We start from the raw sequence: 17,307 nt of genomic DNA, 5'->3' as shown, positions 1-17,307 counted from the left end.
GGGGGTTGTTGGGACCTGAAGCTAATCAATGTGCTGGCCGTGCCGAGCGTTGTTCAGCTGAGCATGGCGAGCCCCACACCGGTCACCGCCAGCACCGAGGCCAGCAGTACGGACGGTTTCAGATGATCACCTTCGGAAGGGGCCACAAGCAGAGCCATCACGGGTGCAGTGCTCAGCACCGTGATGCCGATGCCTAAAGGCAACCGCTGCAGCACGACCTGTTGCAGCAGGATCCCCAGAACCGTGCCCAGCAGGGTTGCCGCCAGCACTCGAGGCCAGCGAATAGTGCTGGGCCGCGGTTGTGGAAACCTGACTCCGAATCGCAACCAGGGGAGCAGAAGCAGCAGTCCGCCGAGCAGGCGACAGGCGGCGCTCTGCACAGGTGTCAGTTCACTGCTGATCAATACGGTGCGGGAGACCGCAGCTCCCGCCACACCACACACCACGGCCAAGCCTGCCAGCAGCAGTCCCTGCAACTGAACGGTGTGACTTCGGTCGTGCATCCGGGTGGCATCAGGAGGTTGCTGCCGTGCAACCAGCACCACCGAGACCGTCACCAGCAGTGCACCTGCCCAGCCCTGAAGTGAAAGCTGCTCTCCCATGGCGAACCAGCCACCTGCAGCAGCAGCAACCGGTGAGAGCGACTCCAGCGTCAGTGTTCTGCGTGTACCCAGGCGTCTCAGTGCGGCCAGGTAGAAGCTGTCTCCCAGCGAGATTCCCAGCCCACCGCTGATCAGCAGCAGCACCAGCGCCCGTAACTGCCCGTCCCAGGGGAGCGTGACCAGCACCGGCAGTAACACGGAGCAGGCGATCGAATTCTTGAGCCCGTTGAGCTGAATGGCGGACAGGGAGGTGGAGAGTCCCCTCCAGAGACTGCTGGCCAGAGTCCAGGCCAGGGCCGCGATCAATCCGGCCAGGATTCCCATCAGTGTCTCCTTTGCAGGATCAGACCCACCAGCAGACCGATCACCAGGGCACCGGCTCCGTGGCCCTGCAGCAGGGTGAGGCCGAGGATCAGGCCGAGCAGCGGCGAGTTGAGCAGCACAGCAAGGCATCCCCCCACAACGCCGGCACTCCAGCTGTCGATCGTGCCGATCCAGGGCAGCCATTGATGAAGTCCTATCCCAAGCGCACTGCTGGCCAGGACCACGGGAAAGAACTGTCCTCCCCTCCAGCCGGTCTCAAGGCAGAGTCCGACCATCAGCAATTTGGCCACAGCCGACAGCATGAGGATGGCTGTATCCAGCCTCCATTCGTTCAGCACCAGAGGTTTCAACTGGCTTTCCCCCGAGAAGCCTGCCAGTGGCAAACCCCAGAGGCAGAGACCAATCAGCAGACCCGTGCCGATTGGAATCCACCAGAAGCTTTCCAGAAGCTGCAATGTCTGGAGCCACTGCCGCCAGCGTCTGATCAACTGTCCAGCCAGCCAGCCCGCGATCCCGGCGATCAAGGCCGCCAGCAGGTCACCCAACCGTTGTGTCGGATCAGCGGGCCAGGCGTAGGACACGCCCCGCAGGCCTCCACCAAGGTCACTGAGTCCGTGGAAGGCCACAAACCCCGCGATCCCGCCGATGGTTCCCGGCAGCCATCGCCAGATCAGCTGCCACTGACGTCCTGCCAGCGCAGCTCCCCCAAGCAGTGGTGAGCGGAAAAGCCCCAGAGATCCGGCCATTGCAGCAGCCAGCAGGTCGCGGTCGGCCCCTTTCCAGATCGCATGGCTCACCACGGCGACGAGCCGCGTCATCAAGGCTTCGGGGCCAAGCGTGCCTCCGCCGGCGAGGGCCAGCATGCCGCCGATCACTTGCCTGAGACCGTGCTGCGTGTTCAGTCCCTCCGCTGTTCGCAGTTCAGCGAGTGTGTCCTGCAGTTCGGGCAGAGAGCTGCCGGCATGCCGCCGTTGCAGCAGGCTGAGGGCCACGCCGATCGCTCCGCACCAGAGCAGGCACCAGAACAAGCTCCGGTCGCTGGGCAGACCACGCTGGACCGTTGCACCCCAGATCCACCCCTGGATCTGAAGCGTGCAGCCCACAACGAGGGCTGCGAGTGATCCACCTGCAGCCCCGGCCAGAACCGAGCGGGCCATGCCGGCGAGAAGTCCTCGCTGTTGGCTTGGCAGTGGATTGTTCACCAGTACGGGTCGGTGGCCAACTCCACCTTGAGTGGTCCGGAGGCCGGCGCCGGCACGGTGCTGATACAGGCCCTCACGGTGGTGCCGTCAACGTCGATCTCGCAGGCGCCGCAACTTCCACCCATGCAGCCGGTGGGCACATGAACACCGGCCTGGCGGGCCGCCACCAGCCAGTCCTCACCTTTGTGGCTGACGCTGCGCTGGCCATCCGGCCAGAGAATTTCCACTCTTTTGTGCTCAGAGCTCACGGAGATGTCTGAAGCAGTGGTTCCAGATTCACATGCTTTTCAAAGGCATCTGCAAGGCGGTCAAGCAGGGCGTCTCTCTGGCGACTGTGGTGCGGTTGCTGCTCACTGAGATCCGTGAGTCCGCGTCTGCGGCGAAGACGATTCAGCCAGCGTCGGCGCCAGGGTCCGTTGTCGAAAATTCCATGCAGATAGGTGCCTGAAGTGGACTGGTGGACCCATCCCAGACCTTCATCCGCGCTGAACGCATCGCAGAGACCGGTGGCTTTGCTGTATCCACGGTGCAGTTCGAATCCTTCCACCTCCAGCCTCGGCTGCTGATCCGGCCAGAGCACCAGGGCCTTCCGCTGATGCAGGGCTTTTTCACCCCTGAACACTGTGCGCAGGGGCAGAAGGCCAAGTCCGGCAACGCTGTCACGTGTTCGCCCTGGATTGCTGTCGCCTTCCAGGCCATCGGGATCGCAGAGTTCCTCGCCTAGCATTTGCATGCCTCCGCAGATGCCGAACACCTCACCGCCGCTCCTGGCATGGCGGATCAGATCAGAATCCATTCCGCTGCTGCGCATGGCTGCAAGATCCCGTAATGTCTGTTTGCTGCCTGGGATCACCACAGCATCGGGAGATCCCATGGTTTCCCCTGGTGAGACCCAGCGAAGTGCCACTGTTGGTTCAGCCTCCAGGGGGTCGAGGTCGGAGAAGTTGCTTAGTGATGGCAGCTTCAGCACTGCAATCTGCAGCTCAGCGCCGCGTTTGTGACCGCGCCTTTCCAGCAGATCCAGAGAGTCCTCGGGGGGGAAGAGCTCATCCAACCAGGGCATCACACCCAGCACGGGAACTCCGGTGTTGCTGTCAAGCCAGCGCCTACCTTCGTCAAAAAGTTCTCTTCTGCCTCTGAATCGATTGATCAGCAGGCCACGAATGAGATGTCGCTGATGTGGTTTCATCAACTGCAGCGTGCCGACGATCTGGGCGAACACGCCTCCGCGCTCAATGTCGGCAACCAGCAGGCAATTTGCCTGCAAGTACTCAGCTAGACGCAGATTGGTGAGATCGCGCGCCTGCAGGTTCACTTCCACAGGACTCCCGGCTCCCTCCAGCACCAGCCTCCCTTTGGGATGGCTGGTCTGCAGATTGTTCAGCCCCCTGCGGATGGCTGCCCAGCCGGAATCGAACCAGTCCCGGTAGTAATGCTCTGCTCTGCAGATACCCGCTGAATTTCCGAGGTGAATCACTTCGCTTGTCGAATCACCCTGAGGTTTGAGCAGCACGGGATTCATGGCATGCCTCGGCTCGAGGCCTGCAGCCCAGGCTTGCAATGCCTGGGAGTAGGCCATTTCACCCCCCTCATGATCAACCCAGGCGTTGTTGCTCATGTTCTGCCCCTTAAAGGGCAGCGGCGTTTCCCCACGCCGTTTCAGCACTCTGCATAGCGCTGCCGTCATCAGCGATTTTCCGGCCCCACTGCTTGTGCCAAGCACCATCAGTGGTCTTTGACATTCAGATACCACCGCCTCGTTGCTGCGTGATGAACGTTCTGCAGCATCGCAATTCACCATCGGGGCCGTCTGCGACGACACCAGTGAACAAGGCGGCTTCCAAGGCCTGCTGCAGGGATCGTTTCGGGCCAGGGAACCAGCACCTCTCTGCCCAGAGGGGTTAGACGCACCCGTTCAGTCAGCCCCTGGCCGTCAACCTCCCGACGTAGAACACCCAGCTGAATCAGCCAGATAAGTAGATCTTCTGTTTCGCTGGAATTCAGTCTTCGTCTGGTCTGTGCAGGCCAATCCGACCTTGCGACCAGTTCGCTGCTGCTCAGGGCCGACTGTTCCACGTTGCGGTAGAAATTGCGTTGGAACGGCAGGCAGCGCACGGCCTGGCGTGCTCGCCGCATGGCATGCCGGGTGAGTTCACTGGGGTCCTGAAAAGTCACGCATGACGTGGCGTTGATGTCATTCTCGTTCTAAGAGCTTCCGACTGAGACACCAATGTTGCTGCTGGCTTCTGCTTCTCCGGCAAGACGTCGCCTGCTCGAGCAGGCTGCGATTCACCATCGAGTCCAGATCAGCGGTGTCGATGAAGAGGTCATTCAGTCTCTTGATCCAATTTTATTTCAGTTATTTGCTTCTATCTAGGTCTTTTTAGAGGCTTGAATTTCGCTGTTGCAAACGTAAGACACATATTAATTATTTTAGCTTATGCTTGATATTTTCTTAGGAAAAAAAATTTGTTTCAGCTGAATTGCTCATCTTGAAAATTGCTTAATAGTTTAAATCAATACTTTTTGACTGCACGAACGGGAAATTTTATGTATTTATTTAACTTGCTTGTTTAGTTGCTTGGATGAGCTAACTCAACTGTTTTTGAATATTCATTCAATTACAGGTCTGTAATTGTCTATTCAATAATCCATTAATTTCTAAAGCAAATAATTACTCTAGTAAGTCATTTGTTTTTAAGTAAATGTACTGGTCCCTGGGCATTAGAAGTCTTGTTATTGTATTTTGTTCAAGGATTTTATGATAAGAAATATTTTGTGGATTTGCAACCTCTAATGATTTTTAATGCTTTAAATAATATTCATTTAAAAAGATTGGGCGTACAATCAACTGCAAAAGTAGCATATGTCTTTATCAATATAGCTTTTTATGCTTGATCAAAGAAGTATTTGATGCTTAAAGTTCAATAAATTTTAATTTTTAATCAGTATTTATCTTGAATACATGATCAATATTAATTCTTTGACAGACCAAAATTAATGTCTTATCAACTTTCTTCTTTTTCAAAATTTGGAAATTACTTATCATTAATCTCCAAATTCTTATTAATATATTATTTAATCACTTTTGTTTTTGACAATATTCCTATAAACGTTACTTCAATTTCATGGCAGATTGGTGTTTCTAGAGGCCTTATTATTTATAGCCCACTCTTAATTCTGGGTTTGATATTGGCCCCTCTAGCTTGTTATTGTAACCCACGATCACAAAAACTATTTAAATATTATTCATTAACCAGAAAATTGGCTTTGTCTTTTACGGCAATTTTTATAGTTATTTTATTTATACAGCCGGCATGTTATTGGATGTTGTTTGACAATGAAAACAAAAAGGCTGCTGCCAATTTGAAAAGGTTTGAATCACAGGTAACTGATAGTATAAAAGCATTAAATACGGTAAATTCTAAAACTTTGTTGTTGCAAATAATTGAGCAATCTGACATAACATTACCGAAAACTAATAATTATAATGTTTCGCAACTGAAAGCTAAAATCGAAGAATCATTGCAAAAAGAAACTGATTTGCGGATTACTCGCACCAACAACTTACGAAAAAAGCAAGTATTCGACGCAATTATTTCTTCAATTAGATATTTAATTATTACGATTTTAGTTATATTTTCATGCGGCACCTTAGCGCTGAAAAATAAAGAATTATTGGATCTAAATGAAATTTCTGCTATAAACAAGCCTTCTATCAGCAATAAGTCTTCCTTTAAGAGGAATAAATCATCATCTCATTTATGATATATTATCCCGCTAAAATTAAGATCTTTAGTTTTATCGTAATTGTTTCAAGCGTGCTAATATCAACATTATCAGGATATTCTGATCATTCAGGATATAAAAAATTTTTACTCATTGATTCATTCTTAATTTGGTTTGGTGTTTATTTATGCATTTTAGACAATAAATCATTTTATTATTTGCGTCCCTCTAAAATTCAATTTTTGATCGGGCTGGTACTTTTAATACTTGGGTTTACACATGCTTGGTTTCAATTTTCGCCTGATCTGCATGGAAGCGCCGTCCCCTTAATTGTGAGCCTGGGACTTTTTATGCTCATTGCACCTCTACGACTGTTTCATCGATATATAAAATTATTCTTTATATTGTCCCTTGCATCAATAGAAATAATTGTTGATTATGTTTTAAACCTTACCAATAAACTGTCTCATATTTCTGCTAATTTATTAGATATTATATTTATGTTTTTTGGTATTGATTCTTCTGTTATTGGAAACAGTATCATATGGTCAGATTACAAAATGATAATAAATGGTGCTTGCTCAGGAAAAGAAATTCTTTTCCAAACTATTACTATCTCGATAATATTTTTGTTAGCATTCCCATTAAAAAATAAATATCAAATAATATTACTCTCTATAATTGCACCAATTATTGCATTGTTGTCAAATCTAGCTCGCATATCACTTTTAAGTTTATTTATTTCTTTAAATAATCTATGGCTTTTTGATCGATTTCATGGAATGTGGGGATCACTAATCTTTGGTTCTTTGGCATCAATTATATTTGCTAAAATTTATATAAAAATTGTTGAAAGAAACCTGTCTAATCTTGATTTGAACGAATCTTAAATTTTGATAAAACTGTTTGGCTGAATTATGACGCAATATTTGTTCGTTCTTTATAGATATTCACAGATAGTTCAAGTTGTAAAATAAATTTCAACTCAGAATGCTTTAAAGTTCATAAATAATTGATTTTACTAGTAATAAGCCTTGTGCCAATTAATATAAATAGCTTTTATTGAACTTTTCAGTATGATGATATTTCGCTCACTATTATTTTGATTTTATATACGGTGTAAGTATATAGTGTTTAGTTTATGTAGGGAATTCAGTGTGTTTTGAAAATCAATAAATAATAATGATTATAGCGCAATAAAGGTTACCACGTGTAGCAATTGATGAAGCTTAAGTATCGATTGCTGCGACAAGTGTAATTGCTTTACCCTACCGTCAATAAGTATTAGTTTTTTGGAGCAATGCTTTCTAAAAATTCATTGATATTCCCGGTATTATTTGTTTTGACCGCTACATATGCAGGTAACAGTGTCGAAGCGGTTGAGCCGGGTTCGACTACTCAATATGAACATCAATACACAGATTTTGATTGGGTTTTGGGAGGCGACATTAGTGGTGATATTACTATTGGTCCGAAAAGTGCAGATCAATCAACTGGAACCGTTACTAACTCTACAAGTCTAAATAATTTAAAATTAACTTTGGGTGCTACCCATTCTGCTCCAGCTGGAAATGGATGGGACAGGGTTAGTCCTTTTCCAGGTTCTGTAGATTTTTCTACATTTTTGGCAATCAGCAATGCTGCAGGTCTCATCACTGGTTCGACTCTTACTAACAGTGGCAGCATAATCGGTAATGGTAATGTCGGAGCTACTGCTACTAATTCTCTATTAGCTAATGGCTTTGCTTTCCCTTTTCCCCCCTCTGGCGTCGATGATGACACCTTGAATAGTTCAGTTAACACTACTACAGCGCAGATGGTAAGGAGAGATGCTTTGTGGTCATACGAATTCACTGAAAACGAACTAGAAACTCTAGCAACTAAAGAAATTGATTATTCCGCCTCATTGACCCAAGTATTGAATCCTGGAACTGGTAGTATTAATGATTGGACATCTGAATTTACATGGTCCACTAGTGTGCAGGTTCCCACTACTCGAATAGAGTACAGAAGAGAAAGACAAGTTCCAGATCCATTCGCTGTTCCAGGACCATGGCCTGTTTTTGGTCTTGTTTCATTTGTTGCGTATGCACGAAAGTTGAAATCTCGCTTGCGTAGTTGCGATTGATGTCTTAACGGCTCCACTGCTTGTGCCAAGCACCATCAGTGGTCTTTGACATTCAGATACCACTGCCTCGTTGCTGCGTGATGAACGTTCTGCAGCATCGCAATTCACCATCGGGGCCGTCTGCGACGACACCAGTGAACAAGGCGGCTTCCAAGGCCTGCTGCAGGGATCGTTTCGGGCCAGGGAACCAGCACCTCTCTGCCCAGAGGGGTTAGACGCACCCGTTCAGTCAGCCCCTGGCCGTCAACCTCCCGACGTAGAACACCCAGCTGAATCAGCCAGATAAGTAGATCTTCTGTTTCGCTGGAATTCAGTCTTCGTCTGGTCTGTGCAGGCCAATCCGACCTTGCGACCAGTTCGCTGCTGCTCAGGGCCGACTGTTCCACGTTGCGGTAGAAATTGCGTTGGAACGGCAGGCAGCGCACGGCCTGGCGTGCTCGCCGCATGGCATGCCGGGTGAGTTCACTGGGGTCCTGAAAAGTCACGCATGACGTGGCGTTGATGTCATTCTCGTTCTAAGAGCTTCCGACTGAGACACCAATGTTGCTGCTGGCTTCTGCTTCTCCGGCAAGACGTCGTCTGCTTGAGCAGGCTGGGATACCCCATCGAGTCCAGATCAGCGGTGTCGATGAAGAGTCCATTCAGGATCCCGATCCGATCGAGTTGGTGATGCGCCTGGCCCAGGCCAAGGCCTCTGCGGTTCGCAGTCAGCTCAAAGACGACGACATCGCAGCGGTGCTCGGTTGTGATTCGCTTTTCGTCTTCGCCGGTCGGGTCTATGGCAAGCCAGCTGATTCGGCTCAGGCTGTGGAACGCTGGCGAGGCATGCGCGGTTCCTGGGGCGAGTTGCACACTGGCCACTGCCTGATGTCAGCTCGTTGCACGGATCCGCAGCAACCCCGAATGGACTGTGTGACCACCAGGGTGTTGTTTTCTGATGTCACCGATCAGGAAATTGCAGCCTATGTGGCAAGTGGGGAGCCGCTTCGCTGTGCCGGAGGCTTTGCTCTAGAAGGGCTTGGCGGTTCCTTTGTGGAGCGTCTTGATGGCTGTTATTCGAATGTGATCGGCCTCAGTCTGCCGCTTCTGCGCAGCTGGATAGCGCAGATTTAACACCTGGCAAGCATGGACATTGCCATTTTTTGTTTGCCGTAGCTAAAGCGAAGTCAGGCCCTCTTCACACCTCTGGCCATGCTTCGTTCTCTGCTCCCTGCAATCGGCACAGCTCTGTTTTCAGCGATGTTCGCTCTCAGCGCGTCGGCCATGGAACCTTTGTCTGTGAGCTCCACCGATCAAGACAATGATTCATTCAGTCTTCATGCAGAGCAGGCTTATTTCACTCAATCCCAGGATGAATGGAGCCGTTCGCTCACGGAATTCAAGCTGCCGGAGGCTGGTCAGGAACGGCATGAGCCCCCCAAGGGTCACACCGTGATCGATCTCAACTTCTGACTCAGTCGGTCGCCATTAAAAAAGCCCCACTGTGAAGTGGGGCTGAGTGACGATCGTTGAGTTTGATCTTGAAAGTCTGATTGCCGTGAATCAGTCGAGATCGGGCATGGCCAGTGAAGGCTCTGCCTGACGGTCGATACCTTTCTCGAAACCGGCAGCTGCGGCGCGGGCGCGTCCGGCATGCCAGAGGTGACCCACCAGGAAGAAGAAGGCGAGCACGAACTGGGTCGCTGCAAGCCACTGGCGGATGTTCACGAAGTTCACCGAGTTGGGCTCAGTGATGATGCCGCCCACAGAGTTGAGGGATGCGTTGGGTGCGTGAGTCATGTACTCAGCTGCACGACGAACCTGCCAGGGCTGGATGTCGTTCTGAAGCTTGTCGAGACTCAGACCGTTGGGTCCACGCAGGGGCTCAAGCCAGGGACCACGGAAATCCCAGAAACGCATCGTTTCGCCACCGAAGATGATTTCACCTGTGGGTGAGCGCATCAGATACTTACCAAGACCGGTTGGACCCATGGCGGAGCCGATGTTGGCGCCGAGTCGCTGGTCTCTCACCAGGAAGGTGAAGCTCTGAGCCTGGGAGGATTCGGCGTTGGTGGGGCCGTAGAACTCGGAGGGGTAAGCGGTGTTGTTGAACCAGATGTAGGCCGAAGCAATGAAGCTCATGAAGCTCAGCGCACCGAGGCTGTAGCTCAGATAGGCCTCTCCGTTCCAGATGAAAGCGCGACGCACCCAGCCGAAAGGCTTGGTGGTGACATGCCAGATACCACCGGAAATCAGGGTGAGACCAAGCCAGATGTGGCCACCGATGATGTCCTCCATTGAGTTCACACCAATGATCCAGCCTTCGCCTCCGAAGGGAGCGCGGAACAGGTAGCCGAAGATCACACCTGGATCAAGAGTCGGATTGGTGATCAGACGTACATCACCTCCGCCCGGTGCCCAGGTGTCATAAACGCCTCCGAAGAACATGGCCTTGAAGACCAGCAGCAGGCAACCGACACCGAGAAGAATCAGGTGATAACCAATAATGTTGGTCATCTGATTCTTGTCGCGCCAGTCCTGTGAGAAGAACGTGGAGTAGTTCTCGAGGATTTCAGGGCCGCGAAGGGCGTGGTACAGACCGCCTAGACCGAGCACAGCGGAACTGATCAGGTGCAGAACACCAACTACGAAGAAGGGATAAAGGTCGGTGACTTCGCCACCGGGACCCACGCCGTAGCCGAGGGTGGCCACGTGGGGGAACAGGATCAGACCCTGTTCGTACATGGGTTTGTCGAAGGTGAAGTGACTCACCTCGAACAGCATCATGGCGCCGGCCCAGAAGACCATCAGGCCTGCGTGAGCCACGTGGGCACCGAGCAGACGGCCTGAAAGGTTGATCAGACGGGCATTGCCAGCCCACCAGGCATAGCCGGTGGAGTCAAGGTCTTTACCGCCAGTGGCGATAAGACCGGAATTAAAGGGCGTTTCCACGGGGCAGAACCTCTTCAGGGAAGACGAAGTTTTCGTGCGGCTGGTCAGCCGGTGCCATCCAGGCACGCAGACCTTCATTCAGAAGGATGTTCTTGGTGTAGAAGGTCTCGAATTCGGGATCTTCTGCTGCGCGGATCTCCTGTGACACGAAGTCATAGGCACGCAGGTTGAGGGCCAGACCGATGATGCCGATGGAACTGGTCCACAGGCCCATCACAGGCACGAACAACATGAAGAAGTGCAGCCAGCGCTTGTTGGAGAAAGCGATACCGAAGATCTGGCTCCAGAAGCGGTTGGCGGTGACCATGGAATAAGTCTCTTCTTCCTGAGTGGGCTCGAACGCCTTGAAGGTGTTGGCCTGCTCACCATCCTCAAATAGAGTGTTCTCCACGGTGGCGCCGTGAATGGCGCAGAGCAGTGCACCGCCGAGGATGCCGGCGACGCCCATCATGTGGAAGGGATTCAGGGTCCAGTTGTGGAAACCCTGGAGGAAGAGGAGGAAGCGGAAGATCGCTGCCACTCCGAAGGAGGGCGCGAAGAACCAGCTGCTCTGGCCGAGGGGGTACATCAGGAAAACACTGACGAACACCGCGATCGGACCTGAGAAGGCGATGGCGTTGTAAGGGCGGATGCCGACCAGACGGGCGATCTCGAACTGACGCAGCATGAAGCCGATCAGGGCGAAAGCACCGTGCAGGGCAACGAAGGCCCAGAGGCCACCGAGCTGACACCAGCGAACGAAGTCACCCTGGGCTTCAGGGCCCCAGAGCAAAAGGAGGCTGTGACCCATCGCATCAGCGGGGGTGGACACAGCAGCAGTCAGGAAGTTGCAACCTTCCAGGTACGAGGAGGCAATGCCGTGGGTGTACCAGGAGGTGACAAAGGTGGTGCCTGTAAGCCAGCCACCGATGGCCAGATAGGCCGTTGGGAAGAGAAGAATGCCGGACCAGCCGACAAAAACGAAGCGGTCGCGCTTGAGCCAGTCATCGAGGACGTCAAACCATCCCCGCTGTGGCGCGCGTCCTACAGCGATCGTCATGAGTGAGAACGGGTGCGGATAGCCGCAGGCTGTGGGATACCCGGCGACCATAACAATTTCGGCGAAGGTTGCGAGGCTGAATCGCTTCACCTGAAACCCCTTGTATCGGAACATTTCTTCGGGGTTTCTTCCGCTTTGTTCAAGGCCTTTGTGGCAGTGATGCAGAACATCGCCATTCATGCCGCCTCTGCGGTCACAATGGGCGCTGCTTCCGGGCTGTGATGGCCGCTGATCTGCTTGAACAACCTGTCGTCGGTTCCCGGCGGCTGTCCAATGTGCTGGTCGCCGGCATGGTCACCATCGGTGGTGTTGGTTTTCTGTTCGCTTCACTGTCCAGTTATCTGGGTCGTGATCTGCTCCCTCTCGGACACCCCGCCGGACTTGTGTTCATCCCCCAGGGTCTGGTCATGGGGCTGTACAGCATTGCTGCAGCACTTCTGGCCACATATTTATGGACAGTGATTGCCATTGATGTAGGTGCAGGCTCCAACCGTTTCGATAAATCCTCCGGGCTTGTCACCATCTCCAGGCGAGGCTTCCGCAAGCCGATCAGCGTCGAAATTCCAATCAAGGACATCAAAGCCGTGAAGGTTGAGGTGCGAGATGGCTTCAACACCCGCCGCCGAGTGTCTTTGCGCGTTCAGGGTCGTCGTGACATGCCCCTCACCAGGGTTGGTGAGCCGCTTCCACTCGCACAGCTCGAGCAGGATGGTGCCGAGCTTGCCCGTTTCCTGAATGTGAATCTCGAAGGCCTCTGAACAACCATGATGCGTCGACCACTCAAAACACTCCTGACACTTGCCCTGTGTCTGCCCTTGCTGGTGAGCTGCGCGTCAAGCACCACCGCATCGATCCCTGTGGGTTGTGAGCAGGCCAGCAGCCCCTGTCTGCAGGGCCAAGCCACCGTTGAGCTCATCACCAGCAAGGGCTCCATCACCCTGGAGCTCGACGGTGATGCAGCTCCTGTGACGGCCGGGAATTTTCTGGATCTGGTCAAAAGAGGTGCTTACAACGGCACCGTCTTCCATCGTGTGGTGCGCGATCCCGTTCCCTTTGTGGTTCAGGGCGGTGATCCTTCCTCCAGTGATCCTTCAACGCCGAAATCGCAATATGGCACAGGCAGTTTTGTGGATCCGACCACTGGCCAGGCACGTTTTGTTCCTCTGGAGCTGGGATTCAAGGGAGAAGATCAGCCCCGTTACGGGCGTGTGGTCAGCAATCCCTCAGAGCTTCTGCAGCTCAAGCTCAGCCATGAACGTGGCGCTCTGGCAATGGCTCGCTCACAGGCGCCGGATTCCGCGAGTGCCCAGTTCTATATCGCGCTGAAGCCCCTTCCCGAGTTGGACGGTCGCTATGCCGTCTTCGGGCGGGTCAGCGAAGGCCTTGAGGTGGTGGATGCCATCCGTCAGGACGACACCATCAAAAAAGCCACGGTGCTGACACCAGGTCTTTGAGCGGCCAGGTCAGGCGGGCACGCGTCCGCCGCTGCTGGATGCCTTGAGCATTTCGGTGTTCACCCCGGAGGCTCTTTCAAGAGCCACTTTCCCGGTGCGTGCGATTTCTTCGATGCCATAGGGAGCCATCAGTCGCTCAAGAGCAACCAGTTTTCCCGGATCGCCCACCACCTCGAGCGTCAGAGCATCGTCGGCCACATCAACCACTTTGGCTCTGAACACCTGAACCAGCTCAAGAATCGCGCCTCGCTGTGATGCGGGGGCTGAGACCTTCATCAACATCAGCTCCCGTTCAACAGCAGGGCGCTGGGACAGGTCGAGCACCTGCAGAACATTGACGAGCTTGTCGAGCTGTTTCGTCATCTGCTGCAGCGTGTTCTCATCGCCCTCGACCACCATGGTCAGTCTCGAGCGACCAGCGGCTTCAGCAGGACCAACCGCAAGGCTGTCGATGTTGAAGCCGCGTCGAGCGAAAAGGCCGGCAATGCGGCTCAGGGCGCCGGATTCATCCTCCACCAGAACCGACAGTGTGTGCTTCATGCCTGGTGCCCGATCCCTGATGCGCTTGCGCCTCCCAAATTACGGTCCAGCCAGTGCAGCAGCTCCCGGTGAAAGAGCTCGGGGCATTCGTCGTGGGGGCAATGCCCGACGTTGTCAATGACCTGCAGATCAACCCAGGGGTGCTGGCGTCTGACGGATTCGCCGATCATCAAGGGAACGAAACGATCCTGCCTTCCCCAGATCAACAGCAATGGAGGTCTTTCGCTCATGTTCTGCAGGCGTTGAAGCAGCACCGGAGCGGTGGCGCTCCTGGGGCGCAGAGCCATGCCCACACTCATCGCCCGCAGGCTTCGCGCAGCGCTGACGCGCAGGGCAGGCTCTGCAATCAGGTCCTGCAGCTCGAGGTCGGATCGGATCGATCGCTGATAGGCCCCCTGCAGCCCTGCGCGCAACAGTCGCGTTCGTGCGATCAGGGGCACGATCAGTTCCAGAGGCAGCAGACGGCAGACCACAGTCACGCTCAACCTGCGCAATCGCCTCAGCCAGCGGGGCAGTTGTTTCGGCAGCGGACGCAGCAGGGTTGGATCCGGCAGTGGAGCCGCTATGGCTGCTTTCACCAGTTCAGGTCGCAGTGCAGCGGTGGTCAGAGCAGTGAGGCCACCGAGAGAGTTGCCCACAAGCACGGCCGGTTGCTGCACCACCTCTTCGAGAAATGCCCCCAGTTGCCTGGACCAGAGTCGATTGTCGAGTGAGAAGCGGCGGTTCAGCCCCGGCTGGTCGGAGCGGCCGAAGCCGATCAGGTCAAGACTGAACACCCGGAAGCCGGCTGCGGCCAGGGCCCCGGCGTTATGTCTCCAGTGGCTGCTGCTGGCTCCGAATCCGTGAATCAGCACGATGGCCGGCGCCGCGGGTTTCCCCAGAACGCGCCAGTGACAGCTCAGACCCATCCAGTTCCATGTACTAGCTTTTCCCCAGTTGGCACCGGTGGAGGCAGGCTGGAGAGCGGTTGCGTGCACGCACCTGGAAGCGCCGATTCCTCACTATCGCGAAGGAGCTGTCCGCCTGCAGACCGGAACCGGCTTTTTTCGACAGGATTCAAGACCCGCGCGTGATCTGTCGGTTCTGCTGGCGACGCATCAGGTGTCAGAGGCCAACAGGCCCCTGCGCTGGCTGGATCTGATGGCCGGTTGTGGCATCCGTGGGCTGCGCTGGGGGCTTGAGGCCCTTCCTGAAACAAGACCCGAACTGGAGTTGTGGTCGAACGATGCGGATCCGGACCGCAGTGCTCTGCTGGCGTTGAACCTTGAGCCGCTTCACGAGCTGCGTGATCTCTCTTTGACCACGACCTCTTGGGCGGCGGAGCGTCTGCTGCGACAGGCCTATCTCGATCAGACCTTCTTCGACTTGATCGATCTCGATGCTTTCGGTTGCCCGAATGCCCTGCTTCAATCCGCTCTTGCGGTGCTGCGTTTCGGCGGCCTGCTTATCCTAGCCAGCACTGACGGGCGTTCGCCAACCGGCCATGACCGCCCTGCGGCCGTACGTCGTTTCGGTGCTGCGGCGCGAGCACATCCCGCTAGCTGGGAGCTGGCTCTGCGACTTCAGCTCGCTGCACTGGCGAGGGAAGCCTGGCAATTAGGCCGCGGGCTTGAACCTGTGGCCTGTTTCAGTGAAGGACGCACCTTCCGGCTGGCGGTGCGGTTGCGTCAGCGCGTCGCCGCTGATGAGGAATCGCAGCTGGGCCTGCTGGCACGTTGCCAGCGCTGTGGTGATCAAGCTGTGCAATCCCTGTTGAAGCTCTCGGGCTGGGGGGGATGTCTTTGCACCGATGGCCTGGGACGATGGGCGGTGACAGGGCCGCTCTGGATCGGCCCTCTGCAGAAGCCTGATTTGCTGGCTGATCTGCTTCAGATTGCGGATGCACGTCCCGTGAGCCTCTCGTCTGCTGGGCGGCGCCTGCTGGAACGTCTGCAGACCGATTGCGGATTGCCGGTCTGCTGCTGGTCCACCGCCGAGCTGGCCAGTCGGCTCTCGCTTGATGGGCCGCCTCGACTTGAAGCCCTTGTTCAGTCGCTTGTGAAAGCAGGGCACCGCGCTTGCTCGAGCGCCGTGATGACGGGTCAGCTGCGCACCGATGCGCCATTGACGGTTTTATTACAACAATGCGTTGAACCATCGCCCGGAGATCTTTAAATAGGGGCTGTGAGAGCACTGTCCAATGGCTTCGGAGATTTTCGGGATTGCAGCGGTGTTCTGGGTGCTGATTCCCGTGGGCCTGGCTGGTGGAGCTCTGCTGCTGAAGCTTCAGAAAGACTGATCCCCGCAATGCGAGGGACCGCCAACTAAGCTCCTCGCTGGACTTTGAAAGCCCCATGCAGGTTCTTGTCATTGGTGGAACAGGAACCTTGGGGAGGCAAATCGCCCGCAGGGCCCTTGATCAGGGTCATGATGTCCGTTGCATGGTGCGAACTCCACGGAAAGCACCCTTTTTGCAGGAATGGGGTTGCGAGCTCACTCGAGGTGATCTCCTCAATCCAGCAAGTCTTGATTACGCCCTCGACGGGGTTGACGCCGTGATCGATGCGGCAACCAGTCGTCCTGATGATCCCAGAAGTGTTTATGAGACCGACTGGGACGGCAAACTCAACCTTTTGAGGGCCTGTGAACGAGCCGGGGTCAAACGTTTTGTTTTTCTTTCGCTTCTGAATGCTGAGCAGCATCGAGATGTGCCGTTGATGGACATCAAGTACTGCACTGAAAAACTTCTTAAGGAATCAGAGCTTGATTACACCATCCTTCAGGGTGTTGGGTTCATGCAGGGTGTGATCAGTCAATTCGCCATCCCTGTTCTCGAGAGTCAGACCGTCTGGGTGAGTGGCAGCCCCACATCCATCGCCTACATGAACACGCAGGACATGGCGCGTTTCGCCGTGGCCGCGCTCGACCATTCAGAGACTGTGCGCAAGACATTCCCTGTTGTCGGGCCCAAGGCCTGGAACAGTGGTGAGATTGTTCAGCTCTGCGAGAAAGCTGCCGAGAAGTCGGCGAGGGTGTTTCGTGTGCCGTCCTTCATCATGCGATTCACGGAAGGAATGTGCTCGTTCTTTGAACCTGCGGTGAATGTGGCCGAGCGTCTTGCTTTTGCTGAGGTGGTTGGCAGCGGTGATTCCATGGATGCCCCGATGGAGGCGACCTGCGAGAGCTTCGGAATCGATCCCGGTGAGATCACTCACCTGGAGGACTACATCCAGGAGTACTACGACACCATTCTCAAACGTCTGCGGGCCATGGAGGCTGATCTTGACAAAGATGCCAAGAAGAAACTGCCGTTCTGACCGCAGACCTGTTTCGCGCCTTGTAGTTGATCCGTACTAGTTGCTTGTTATGCTGATTTTTT

At 54.0% G+C, this 17,307-nt stretch carries 21 protein-coding genes and 1 pseudogene; 12 read left to right on the top strand and 10 right to left on the bottom strand.

The features are described 5' to 3' along the window. Positions 1-53: 53 nt before the first annotated feature. The 5 genes from SIB83_RS02675 to SIB83_RS02655 form a co-directional block, all read right to left on the bottom strand. Positions 54-926, bottom strand: coding sequence for an EamA family transporter (locus tag SIB83_RS02675; protein ID WP_413746697.1), 873 nt, complete (start codon positions 924-926; stop codon positions 54-56). After that, complete coding sequence (locus SIB83_RS02670; RefSeq protein ID WP_413746696.1) at positions 926-2,128, bottom strand: chloride channel protein; 1,203 nt, start codon at positions 2,126-2,128, stop codon at positions 926-928. Before SIB83_RS02670 ends, SIB83_RS02675 begins: the two co-directional genes overlap by 1 nt. After that, positions 2,125-2,376, bottom strand: coding sequence for a 2Fe-2S iron-sulfur cluster-binding protein (locus SIB83_RS02665; protein ID WP_413403445.1), 252 nt, complete (start codon positions 2,374-2,376; stop codon positions 2,125-2,127). The genes SIB83_RS02670 and SIB83_RS02665 overlap by 4 nt, the downstream gene beginning before the upstream one ends. Next, on the bottom strand, positions 2,373-3,854 hold the full coding sequence (locus SIB83_RS02660; RefSeq protein WP_413746695.1) for a cobyric acid synthase: 1,482 nt from the start codon (positions 3,852-3,854) through the stop codon (positions 2,373-2,375). The genes SIB83_RS02665 and SIB83_RS02660 overlap by 4 nt, the downstream gene beginning before the upstream one ends. Positions 3,855-3,922: 68 nt before the next feature. Then, positions 3,923-4,303, bottom strand: coding sequence for an Npun_F0494 family protein (locus tag SIB83_RS02655; protein WP_413746691.1), 381 nt, complete (start codon positions 4,301-4,303; stop codon positions 3,923-3,925). A 55-nt stretch (positions 4,304-4,358) separates the two neighbouring features. Between SIB83_RS02655 and SIB83_RS02650 the strand changes: the two are divergent. From SIB83_RS02650 to SIB83_RS02635, 4 genes and pseudogenes are all read left to right on the top strand, one after another. Then, positions 4,359-4,475 (top strand): annotated as a pseudogene (locus SIB83_RS02650) (Maf family protein); the annotation flags it as partial. Between the two features lie 653 nt (positions 4,476-5,128). Continuing rightward, positions 5,129-5,896, top strand: coding sequence for a hypothetical protein (locus SIB83_RS02645; RefSeq protein WP_413746694.1), 768 nt, complete (start codon positions 5,129-5,131; stop codon positions 5,894-5,896). Further along, on the top strand, positions 5,893-6,747 hold the full coding sequence (locus SIB83_RS02640) for an archaeosortase/exosortase family protein (RefSeq protein ID WP_413746693.1): 855 nt from the start codon (positions 5,893-5,895) through the stop codon (positions 6,745-6,747). The genes SIB83_RS02645 and SIB83_RS02640 overlap by 4 nt, the downstream gene beginning before the upstream one ends. Positions 6,748-7,157: 410 nt before the next feature. Continuing rightward, positions 7,158-7,985, top strand: coding sequence for a hypothetical protein (locus tag SIB83_RS02635; RefSeq protein ID WP_413746692.1), 828 nt, complete (start codon positions 7,158-7,160; stop codon positions 7,983-7,985). A gap of 104 nt (positions 7,986-8,089) precedes the next feature. Here the strand turns inward: SIB83_RS02635 and SIB83_RS02630 are convergent, their stop codons facing one another. After that, positions 8,090-8,470: an Npun_F0494 family protein gene (locus SIB83_RS02630; RefSeq protein WP_413746691.1), complete on the bottom strand. Its 381-nt coding sequence runs from the start codon at positions 8,468-8,470 to the stop codon at positions 8,090-8,092. A gap of 55 nt (positions 8,471-8,525) precedes the next feature. On the opposite strand from SIB83_RS02630, the gene SIB83_RS02625 reads away from it, so the two are divergent. Both SIB83_RS02625 and SIB83_RS02620 read left to right on the top strand, forming a co-directional pair. Beyond that, positions 8,526-9,098, top strand: coding sequence for a nucleoside triphosphate pyrophosphatase (locus tag SIB83_RS02625; RefSeq protein WP_413746690.1), 573 nt, complete (start codon positions 8,526-8,528; stop codon positions 9,096-9,098). A 78-nt stretch (positions 9,099-9,176) separates the two neighbouring features. After that, complete coding sequence (locus SIB83_RS02620; RefSeq protein WP_413403442.1) at positions 9,177-9,437, top strand: hypothetical protein; 261 nt, start codon at positions 9,177-9,179, stop codon at positions 9,435-9,437. Between the two features lie 90 nt (positions 9,438-9,527). On the opposite strand, the gene psbC is transcribed toward SIB83_RS02620, so the two are convergent. Both psbC and psbD read right to left on the bottom strand, forming a co-directional pair. After that, a complete protein-coding gene (gene psbC, locus SIB83_RS02615; protein ID WP_413403440.1) occupies positions 9,528-10,916 on the bottom strand; it encodes a photosystem II reaction center protein CP43 in 1,389 nt (462 codons plus the stop codon). Further along, on the bottom strand, positions 10,900-11,955 hold the full coding sequence (psbD, locus tag SIB83_RS02610; RefSeq protein ID WP_006041823.1) for a photosystem II D2 protein (photosystem q(a) protein): 1,056 nt from the start codon (positions 11,953-11,955) through the stop codon (positions 10,900-10,902). Before psbD ends, psbC begins: the two co-directional genes overlap by 17 nt. A gap of 12 nt (positions 11,956-11,967) precedes the next feature. Here psbD and SIB83_RS02605 point away from each other — a divergent pair, with 12 nt between their 5' ends. From SIB83_RS02605 to SIB83_RS02595, 3 genes are read left to right on the top strand one after another with little or no spacing between them, the layout of a single operon-like run. Then, the gene (locus SIB83_RS02605; protein WP_413746689.1) at positions 11,968-12,177 is read left to right on the top strand and encodes a hypothetical protein; all 210 of its coding nucleotides are present in this window, start codon (positions 11,968-11,970) and stop codon (positions 12,175-12,177) included. Further along, on the top strand, positions 12,177-12,713 hold the full coding sequence (locus SIB83_RS02600; RefSeq protein ID WP_413403437.1) for a photosystem I assembly protein Ycf4: 537 nt from the start codon (positions 12,177-12,179) through the stop codon (positions 12,711-12,713). The genes SIB83_RS02605 and SIB83_RS02600 overlap by 1 nt, the downstream gene beginning before the upstream one ends. Before the next feature lie 9 nt (positions 12,714-12,722). Then, positions 12,723-13,409 carry a peptidylprolyl isomerase gene (locus SIB83_RS02595; RefSeq protein WP_413747268.1) on the top strand — a complete coding sequence of 229 codons (687 nt, stop codon included), beginning with the start codon at positions 12,723-12,725 and terminating at the stop codon, positions 13,407-13,409. Between the two features lie 9 nt (positions 13,410-13,418). Here the strand turns inward: SIB83_RS02595 and ilvN are convergent, their stop codons facing one another. Both ilvN and SIB83_RS02585 read right to left on the bottom strand, forming a co-directional pair. Further along, positions 13,419-13,949: an acetolactate synthase small subunit gene (ilvN, locus tag SIB83_RS02590; RefSeq protein WP_413403435.1), complete on the bottom strand. Its 531-nt coding sequence runs from the start codon at positions 13,947-13,949 to the stop codon at positions 13,419-13,421. Continuing rightward, positions 13,946-14,926 (bottom strand): alpha/beta fold hydrolase, encoded by a 981-nt coding sequence (locus SIB83_RS02585; RefSeq protein WP_413403433.1) that lies wholly within the window; start codon positions 14,924-14,926, stop codon positions 13,946-13,948. The genes ilvN and SIB83_RS02585 overlap by 4 nt, the downstream gene beginning before the upstream one ends. On the opposite strand from SIB83_RS02585, the gene SIB83_RS02580 reads away from it, so the two are divergent. Genes SIB83_RS02580 through SIB83_RS02570 form a run of 3 tightly spaced genes read left to right on the top strand, consistent with a single transcriptional unit; the run spans position 14,895 to position 17,245 of the window. Continuing rightward, a complete protein-coding gene (locus SIB83_RS02580) occupies positions 14,895-16,103 on the top strand; it encodes a N2,N2-dimethylguanosine tRNA methyltransferase (protein ID WP_413746688.1) in 1,209 nt (402 codons plus the stop codon). The genes SIB83_RS02585 and SIB83_RS02580 overlap by 32 nt on opposite strands. 25 nt (positions 16,104-16,128) lie before the next feature. Then, on the top strand, positions 16,129-16,227 hold the full coding sequence (gene petM, locus SIB83_RS02575) for a cytochrome b6-f complex subunit PetM (RefSeq protein ID WP_011933540.1): 99 nt from the start codon (positions 16,129-16,131) through the stop codon (positions 16,225-16,227). A 55-nt stretch (positions 16,228-16,282) separates the two neighbouring features. Then, complete coding sequence (locus SIB83_RS02570) at positions 16,283-17,245, top strand: NAD(P)H-binding protein (RefSeq protein WP_413745375.1); 963 nt, start codon at positions 16,283-16,285, stop codon at positions 17,243-17,245. Positions 17,246-17,307 lie beyond the last annotated feature (62 nt).

Origin of the sequence: Synechococcus sp. MIT S9507, assembly GCF_047304715.1 — a bacterium.
Taxonomy (GTDB): domain Bacteria; phylum Cyanobacteriota; class Cyanobacteriia; order PCC-6307; family Cyanobiaceae; genus Synechococcus_C.
Note: the sequence above shows the minus strand (reverse complement) of the source record. Positions and strands in the feature narration are given on the sequence as shown.

Excerpts from the sequence above, each read along its gene's own strand:
- SIB83_RS02675 (WP_413746697.1), bottom strand. The coding sequence starts at position 926 with ATGGGAATCCTGGCCGGATTGATCGCGGCCCTGGCCTGGACTCTGGCC.
- SIB83_RS02660 (WP_413746695.1), bottom strand. The coding sequence starts at position 3,854 with ATGGTGCTTGGCACAAGCAGTGGGGCCGGAAAATCGCTGATGACGGCA.
- SIB83_RS02645 (WP_413746694.1), top strand. The coding sequence starts at position 5,129 with ATGTCTTATCAACTTTCTTCTTTTTCAAAATTTGGAAATTACTTATCA.
- SIB83_RS02640 (WP_413746693.1), top strand. The coding sequence starts at position 5,893 with ATGATATATTATCCCGCTAAAATTAAGATCTTTAGTTTTATCGTAATT.
- SIB83_RS02635 (WP_413746692.1), top strand. The coding sequence starts at position 7,158 with ATGCTTTCTAAAAATTCATTGATATTCCCGGTATTATTTGTTTTGACC.
- SIB83_RS02625 (WP_413746690.1), top strand. The coding sequence starts at position 8,526 with ATGTTGCTGCTGGCTTCTGCTTCTCCGGCAAGACGTCGTCTGCTTGAG.
- SIB83_RS02620 (WP_413403442.1), top strand. The coding sequence starts at position 9,177 with ATGCTTCGTTCTCTGCTCCCTGCAATCGGCACAGCTCTGTTTTCAGCG.
- psbD (WP_006041823.1), bottom strand. The coding sequence starts at position 11,955 with ATGACGATCGCTGTAGGACGCGCGCCACAGCGGGGATGGTTTGACGTC.
- SIB83_RS02600 (WP_413403437.1), top strand. The coding sequence starts at position 12,177 with ATGGCCGCTGATCTGCTTGAACAACCTGTCGTCGGTTCCCGGCGGCTG.
- SIB83_RS02595 (WP_413747268.1), top strand. The coding sequence starts at position 12,723 with ATGCGTCGACCACTCAAAACACTCCTGACACTTGCCCTGTGTCTGCCC.
- ilvN (WP_413403435.1), bottom strand. The coding sequence starts at position 13,949 with ATGAAGCACACACTGTCGGTTCTGGTGGAGGATGAATCCGGCGCCCTG.
- petM (WP_011933540.1), top strand. The coding sequence starts at position 16,129 with ATGGCTTCGGAGATTTTCGGGATTGCAGCGGTGTTCTGGGTGCTGATT.
- SIB83_RS02570 (WP_413745375.1), top strand. The coding sequence starts at position 16,283 with ATGCAGGTTCTTGTCATTGGTGGAACAGGAACCTTGGGGAGGCAAATC.